Origin of the sequence: Sulfurimonas sp. (assembly GCF_032250635.1) — a bacterium.
In the GTDB taxonomy this organism is placed as follows: Bacteria; Campylobacterota; Campylobacteria; order Campylobacterales; family Sulfurimonadaceae; genus Sulfurimonas.
Genome location: NZ_JAVVFL010000194.1, coordinates 1 through 4,086, shown reverse-complemented (window position 1 = coordinate 4,086; position 4,086 = coordinate 1). Strand labels below are relative to the sequence as shown.

Sequence of the window (4,086 nt, the reverse complement as noted above, 5' to 3'; positions counted from 1 at the left end):
GTTGCGGCAAATCTTAGAATAGAGGACGCACTTGATACCTTAAGTAAAATAAACTCACTTGAAGAGTATGCCCAAATCAAAACAAATCTTGACAGACTCTACAGAATTATAAACAAACTCTCCAACGTAGACGCTTCTGCCGTTGAAGAAGTTGCTGATACAAAAAGCCATAAAGATGAGGAGGAGGATTTCGTCTTGTCTTTTAAGGAGGACGTTCCGACTCCTAGCATAACTGTAGATGACTCTGAAGTTCCCGACTCCATAGAGATTCCGGAATTGGCAGATGATGAATTTTTAAACCAAAGCGCTGTGGCTAAAGAAGAGATTATTGATGAAGAGTTGCCGGAGCTGGAAGAGCAAGGCGACACTTTTGAAGATTTTGCACAAGATGCTGTTGCCGAGGAGTCTTCAAAAGAGTATAGTGAGCCTGATATTGCATTTACATACGACAAAAAACAGATAGCCAACGAGATGGGTTTAAACATTGATAGTTTTAACGAGCTCTTTGATGATTATCTACATGAAGCAAAAGATATTAGCAACTCCATGCTTGAATTCGCGGAAAAGGATAATATTGAGGCGTGTAAAGGTTCTGCAGTGAAGCTAAGAGGAATGAGCGAAAACATGAGAATCCACGACCTTGATGATGAATTGAAGGCTATAATTAGCTCCTCTGATAACTTGAGCATCAAAAATCTCATTGAAAAGATAATCTCAAAATTAAATCTAATTTCTAACTATAGAGGATAAGTAATGCAACTTGGATTAAAAAACAGACTAAGACTTATAAGTCTTTTACCTATTATTGTACTGTTTGCGCTAAGCAGTTACTTTGTTTACAGCTCATTTATGGAGTACAAAGCAGCAGATCAGCTGCAGATCAGGCTTGATGAAAACAGGCTTATCAATGAAATAGTAGGTAACCTTGCTCGTGAGCGCGGTATGAGCGCCATGTACCTGGGTAACAAAACAGAAAATATTTTGAAATCTCTTAACGAGCAGAGAAAAATAGTTGATAAAAGGGTTGAAGAGTACTTAGCGAGTGCAAGATTAAACCAATCTCTGCATACGCACACAAAAGAAGGCGGCGAAGCTGACTGTGCTGCATGTAACAATATTGACTCTATTGTTGATTCAATGAATAAAATAAAATCTGCAAGAGTTCTTGTAGATGAACTTAACATCGAGTTTGATGAACTGTTTAACAGTGTTTACGTCACAGCTCAAGAGAAACTTATTAAACAACTAGAGCAGATAACCGAAAATCAGATAGACAAAGAGATCAGCGAATTATACTCTCTGTACATCTCTATGGTTCACGCTAAAGAGGCATCCGGTGTTGAGCGGGGATATTTATCATATATTATCTCTCGTTCAACTCCGCTTGGTGACGAAGATTTAAGTAAATGGATCTCTATTATCGGTAAGGCCGACTCTATAAATTACGAAGGAATACAAAATAAAGCTCTTGCGCAGCAACTTGACTCTATTTTTAAAACAGAGGATAATTTAGAGCTTTTTACAGATATAAACAGTGAAAGAACTGCGATTATTACGCTTGCGGAAACCGGAGAGTACGAGATTACTTCAGGTATTTGGTTTACTATGCTCTCAGAGAAGATCAATATTATTTCAGAAGCTGAAAATCTTCTTCTTGATGCCATGGACAATAGAGCACGTCAGGTTCAGCAAGAGTCTCTGCAGATATTGATTATTACCTTTGGAGCTTGGTTGATTGCTATTATCCTTGCTATTCTTGGTTATATTCTCTCAAATGAGATTGCAAGTAACATTAAACACCTTGAGAACGTTCTTGAAAAAGTTGCCGAGGATTATGACTCACAAGATAGAAAGATTAACCTCCATACGGCGCAGGGTACCGACCTTGCATACGAACTTCTTGAAGAGATTATTGAGCAGACCAAAAGAGATAAAATCTCTGCTCAAGAGGCGAGTGAAGCAAAATCGATGTTCCTCGCAAATATGTCACACGAAATTCGTACTCCACTTAACGGTATCGTCGGATTTACAGAGCTTCTTAAAGACTCAGGTCTTCAAGAGGAGCAGAGCGAGTTTGTCGATATTATTGAAAAAAGTTCTGAAAACTTACTTGAAATCATTAACAATATTCTTGACCTCTCTAAGATTGAGAGCAATAAACTTGAGATTGAGAACATTGCCTTTAACCCAATCCTTGAATTTGAGAGTGCGGTTGAAGTTTATGCGGTTCGTGCAAGTGAGAAGCATATCAATCTTGGATGTTTTATTGACCCAAGTCTTGAGTTTCCGCTTAAAGGGGACCCTACTAAACTTAAAGAGATTATTATCAACCTTCTCTCTAATGCGGTTAAATTTACAAACAATGCAGGCTCTATAAACGTCAATATAAGAAGATTAGAATCTAGCGAAATCGGCAAAACAAGAGTCAAGTTTGAGATTCAAGATAGCGGTATCGGTGTAACAGAAGAGCAAAAATCAAAAATATTTGAAGCATTCTCTCAAGCAGATACTTCTATAACACGTAAATACGGCGGTACAGGTCTAGGTCTTACGATTTCTAGCAGCTTTGTAGAGTTAATGGGCGGAGAACTTGACCTTGATAGTAAAGTGGGAGAGGGAACCACCTTCTTCTTTACCTTGGATTTTGAAGAGGTTGAAACACTCGCTGAGAGTTCAAAAGATACCTTTAACACTGTTAAGGCTCTTATACTAAGCGATTCAATGAAGATCAAAAAGCAAGACAAGTACTTGAGAGAGTATCTTGATTACTTCGGCGTAGGGTACACGACATTTAAAGACATAAGTAAAGTCGCTGTCTTGCAAAACGATGTAAACTACAACATAATCTTTGCAGACTATGATTATGTAACCGAAGAGACACTGGCAGAACTTGCAAAACTGCCTCAAGAGCTTATAGTTTTAACAAAATCAAATCTAATGAAAAAGGTAGACAGTTTTGGACTTGATATATTTAAGATTCTTTATGAGCCGCTACACGCTTCAAAAATAAAGCAGACACTTGAAAACTACGTTATGACAAACGCATCTATGCAAGTTGTCAAAAAACGCTCTCGCAAGAAATTTGACTTAAACACTTCGAGATTTGTAGCAAATGTTCTAGTTGCTGAGGATAATATCATCAACCAAAAACTTATCCAAAGAACACTGGAAGATTTAGGACTAACTGTAACGATTGCAAACAATGGTCTTGATGCGTTCCAAAAGAGAAAAGATGGAAATTTTGATATGATCTTTATGGATATCCAAATGCCATTCTTAGACGGTGTCGAAGCGACTACAGAGATTTTAGAGTGGGAAGAGGATTATAAACAGCCTCACGTCCCAATAGTAGCGCTGACTGCAAATGCACTAAAAGGAGACAGAGAGAAATTCTTAGCGGCAGGACTTGATGAGTACACAACAAAGCCTCTGGTTCGCTCAGAAATTATTGCTGTTTTAAACTACTTCTTGGCAAACCATATAGTTGAAGTTGACGATTTAGCAAAAAACAGCAAAGTAAAAGAGAGTAGCAAAGTCAAGCATACTAAGGACGTTACTCCTACGCAAGAAGCGATTATAGAGAAGCTAACAGAGGCCGTAGAACATCCCTCAAAACCTGAATATAGAGCAGATATACTAATAGCAAAAAAGAGTGCTTTTGAGACAAAACTCTATACAAGAGTCATAGAGGCGATGGGGCTTACTTATGAAGTCGCTTCCTCATTAGTCGACTTTGAGGAACTTATAAACAACTACTCTTACAAAGTCGTACTTTTTGATAAGGAGTACAGCAATTTAAATGTAGGTCCCATTGCATCAAGCATTAGAAAGCTTAGCAACGCAAACGGTCTTGATTCTCATGTCGTGCTTATTGATGACTCCATCCACAAAGATGCATCGCAACATCAAGAGCATGTAGATGAAATCATTAACAATGTTGTAAACAGAGAGTTACTTCAATCTCTGTTTAAAAAATACGCTTAAAAGGTAAAAAAATGTCGAAACAATTAGTAATATTAGCCGTAGACGACGATATGATAAACCTTAAACTTCTGAAGTCGATGCTTATGAAAAACCCTGATGTAA

At 37.8% G+C, this 4,086-nt stretch carries 1 protein-coding gene and 1 pseudogene; both read left to right on the top strand.

Going from position 1 to position 4,086, the window contains the following annotated elements; all coding sequences use genetic code 11:
• Positions 1–750 (top strand): annotated as a pseudogene (locus RQ763_RS10275) (hypothetical protein); the annotation flags it as partial.
• Positions 751–753: 3 nt separating this feature from the next.
• Positions 754–3,984 carry an ATP-binding protein gene (locus tag RQ763_RS10270; protein WP_314152843.1) on the top strand — a complete coding sequence of 1,077 codons (3,231 nt, stop codon included), beginning with the start codon at positions 754–756 and terminating at the stop codon, positions 3,982–3,984.
• Positions 3,985–4,086: the final 102 nt, after the last annotated feature.